This is a genomic window from Pseudomonas sp. (assembly GCF_026224925.1).
GTDB lineage: Bacteria > Pseudomonadota > Gammaproteobacteria > Pseudomonadales > Pseudomonadaceae > Aquipseudomonas.
Genome location: NZ_JAMFRV010000717.1, coordinates 1 through 3,870, shown reverse-complemented (window position 1 = coordinate 3,870; position 3,870 = coordinate 1). Strand labels below are relative to the sequence as shown.

The 3,870-nt window shown below is 56.7% G+C and carries 2 protein-coding genes and 1 pseudogene; 2 read left to right on the top strand and 1 reads right to left on the bottom strand.

All coding sequences use genetic code 11. The features are described from left to right. Positions 1-1,765: ribonucleoside-diphosphate reductase subunit alpha (locus M0974_RS29960; protein WP_297845511.1), on the bottom strand; the 1,765-nt coding region annotated here is incomplete at its 3' end. 692 nt (positions 1,766-2,457) lie between these two features. Between M0974_RS29960 and M0974_RS29955 the strand changes: the two genes are divergently transcribed. Then, positions 2,458-3,210, top strand: coding sequence for a response regulator (locus M0974_RS29955; RefSeq protein ID WP_297845510.1), 753 nt, complete (start codon positions 2,458-2,460; stop codon positions 3,208-3,210). Between the two features lie 4 nt (positions 3,211-3,214). Next, positions 3,215-3,870 (top strand): annotated as a pseudogene (locus M0974_RS29950) (two-component sensor histidine kinase); the annotation flags it as partial.

Below are 3,870 nucleotides of genomic sequence, written 5' to 3'. Positions count from 1 at the left end.
CCGTGCACAGGTTGGACGAATGCACGACGCCGACGTGTTGCTGCGGCGAGCGGACGTTGCAGGCATCCTTGAACGTGATCCAGGGGTGCCCGGTCTCGAACAGCATCGAGAGCATCTTGCGCCACAGATCTTTGGCCTGGATGGTCTTGAACAGTTTGATCTTGCTGCCGTACTGGGTCAGTGCTTCGTAGTACTCGTAACGCTCTTCGAAGGCTTTACCGGTCAGGTCGTGCAGGTCCGGAACTTCGGAAGGCGTGAACAGGGTCCATGGACCGTCATCGAAGACGCGCTTCATGAACAGGTCAGGGATCCAGTTGGCGGTGTTCATGTCGTGGGTACGACGACGATCATCACCGGTGTTCTTGCGCAGCTCGATGAACTCTTCGATGTCCATGTGCCAGGTTTCCAGGTAAGCGCAGACCGCGCCTTTGCGTTTACCGCCCTGGTTAACTGCTACTGCGGTGTCGTTGACTACTTTGAGGAACGGCACGACGCCTTGGGATTTGCCGTTGGTGCCCTTGATGTAAGAGCCCAGCGCGCGAACCGGCGTCCAGTCGTTGCCCAGGCCGCCAGCGAATTTGGAGAGCATGGCGTTGTCGTGGATGGCGTGGTAAATGCCCGACAGGTCATCTGGAACGGTGGTCAGGTAGCAGCTGGACAGCTGTGGACGCTGGGTGCCGGCGTTGAACAAGGTTGGGGTCGACGACATGTAGTCGAACGACGACAACAAGTTGTAGAACTCGATGGCACGGTCTTCTTTGTTCTTCTCTTCGATTGCCAGGCCCATGGCCACGCGCATGAAGAAGATCTGCGGCAGTTCGAAACGCACGCCATCCTTATGGATGAAGTAACGGTCGTACAGGGTTTGCAGACCCAGGTAAGTGAACTGCTGATCGCGCTCGTGGTTGATCGCCTTGCCCAGTTTGTCCAGGTCAAAGGTCGCCAGAATCGGGTTCAGCAAGTCGAACTCAATGCCTTTCGCGATGTAGGACGGCAGTGCTTTGGCGTACAGGTCGACCATTTCGTGGTGAGTGGCGCTTTCGGCCACTTCCAGGAAGCTCAAGCCTTCGGCACGCAAGGTGTCCATCAGCAGGCGAGCAGTCACGAACGAGTAGTTAGGCTCACGTTCTACCAAGGTACGCGCAGTCATCACCAAAGCGGTGTTGACGTCTTTCAGCGCGACGCCGTCGTACAGGTTTTTCAGGGTTTCGCTTTGAATCAGGTTCGCGTCGACTTCCGCCAGACCTTCGCAGGCCTCGGTCACGATGGTGTTCAAGCGGCCCATGTCCAGTGGCGCAAGGCTGCCATCGGCGCGGGTGATGCGGATCGATGGGTGAGCTAGTACCGGATCATCAGTGGAGCGAACGGCGCGTTCTTTGGCACGTGAATCACGGTAGATCACGTAGTCACGGGCGACTTTCTGTTCGCCAGCACGCATCAGGGCCAGTTCGACCTGGTCCTGGATTTCTTCGATATGGATGGTGCCGCCCGAAGGCATACGACGTTTGAACGTGGTGCTGACCTGTTCAGTCAAGCGCGCCACAGTATCGTGGATGCGCGACGAAGCGGCGGCGGTGCCGCCTTCAACTGCAAGAAACGCTTTGGTAATGGCGACGGTGATTTTGTCATCGGTGTAAGGAACGACGGTCCCATTACGCTTGATCACGCGCAGCTGACCCGGTGCAGTGGCGGACAAATCCTGTTGGGATTGGTCGGCGTGCGGAGTAGCGGTCGGCGAATTCTCGCGAGTTGTGTCTGTTTGCATGGGTGTCTCCACGTTCTTTAAGTTTGTTTGGACACTTACAGCGTGCCCACCGTTCCGTCTTGAGCAGTCAACTGACAAGGTGCCAGTTGGAAAGACCTCAAAACGAATGAGGAAGGCTTTGGCCATTCCCCGGCTTTGAAGTCATTGGTCTCGGGACATGCCCGCTACCGGAAATCGTATGAAGGATGCTCGTTTTTTGTTGCAACACTTGTACCGGTTTGCCCCAGCGAGTGAGGTACAGCGGCTGCCATCCACTTGAGTAGTTTGGCGTACTGAAAAATGCTGCGATCCAACCAAACAGCCACAAGAAAATAGCTTGAAATTCTCGATTGAGTTGTGTTTGGTTTTAGGCGGTAAACGCTACATGTAGGGTTTTTTTCGCGCCGAGCTACAAGATAAAGCGTTTTGGACATGAAATGCAACGAGCGCCTGTGGATAAATCTGTGGGTAAATCATGTATGAAATCGGGAAAACCCGTGTAGGCCGCAGAACTGCTGGACCGAACCGTCTGTCATTGTTTTTTACACCGTCTGCAGGTTTTTGCGGGTGTGAATTGCATCACGGAAAACTCAAATTTTGAGTGCAAACTGGCATGTCGTGTGCTTAGCGCGAGCTGTTGCTAAACTCGCCCTCTATCAAGCCCATCCAACGCTTGATTCTATTAATAAGAACAATGGTAGAAGAGGTTACCCGTGGAGCAAGAAGCCTGGCAGGTGCTGATTGTCGAAGATGACCAGCGCCTGGCTGAACTGACCCGTGACTACCTTCAGGGCAATGGCCTGCGGGCCACTATTGAAGGTGACGGCGCCAAGGCCGTGGCGCGCATTATTGCCGAGCAGCCTGACTTGGTGATTCTTGACCTGATGCTGCCCGGCGAAGACGGCCTGAGCATCTGTCGCAGGGTCCGCGATCGCTACGACGGTCCGATTTTAATGCTCACCGCGCGCACTGATGACACCGATCAAATTCAAGGCCTGGACATGGGCGCTGACGATTTTGTCTGCAAGCCGGTGCACCCGCGGGTGCTGCTGGCGCGAATTCATGCGCTGTTGCGGCGCAACGAAACGACTGAGCCCAAATCCGGACTCAAGCCCGAAGAGAAACCACGCAGGCTGGTGTTCGGTCCGTTGATCGTCGATAACGCCCTGCGCGAAGCCTGGTTGCAGGACAGTAGCATCGAGCTGACCAGTGCTGAATTTGATCTGCTCTGGCTGTTGGTGGCCAACGCCGGACGAATTTTATCCCGGGAAGAGATCTTCACGGCGCTGCGAGGTTTTGGCTATGACGGCCAAGACCGCTCCATTGATGTGCGCATCTCACGTATTCGACCGAAGATCGGTGACGATCCCATCCATCCGCGCTTGATCAAGACCATTCGCAGCAAAGGCTATCTGTTTGTCCCGGAAGCGGCGCAAGACCCTAGCTGTTATCTGCTGAACCACTGACGCCATGAACTCCATCTTCCTGCGCATCTATGGCGGCATGCTCGGCGTATTGGTGCTGGTGGCGCTGCTTGGCGTGCTGACCCTGCATTTAGTCAACCAAGTGCGCGGTGAGCAATACCGCGAGCGCCTGGCCCATGGCACGTTCACCCTGATGGCCGACAACCTGAAACCGATGATTGCCATCGACCGTACTCGCGCCTTGGCGGCGTGGGAGCGCTTGATGGGCATTCCGCTGGAGCTGAAAACGGTCGACGACACCCTGCTCGACAGCGGCGACCGCAGCCGTCTGTCGCGCGGTCAGGTGGTGGTCGAGCAGACCGGACCCCATGCGGCCAAGGTGTATCGCCTCGTCAGCGGCGGCGAGCAGTTGGTGTTGAGCGGCGAAGTGCAGCAAATCAGCGAACAACTGGCGCGGGCGACGATTTATCTGCTGATCGACGAGCTGGTGCGAGTTCCGGTCGATGAGCAACCACGGCGCCTGGCTGCCTTGAAGCTGGAAAAGGGCTTTGGTTTTGACCTACGCCTGATTCGTCTCGACAAGGCGGACGTCGATGACGATCAGCGTCGCCGGGTCAATGAAGGCGACACGGTGATGGCGCTGGGCAAGGGCGGCGACTCGATCCGGGTGTTTGCCGGGATGGTCAACACACCGTGGGTGCT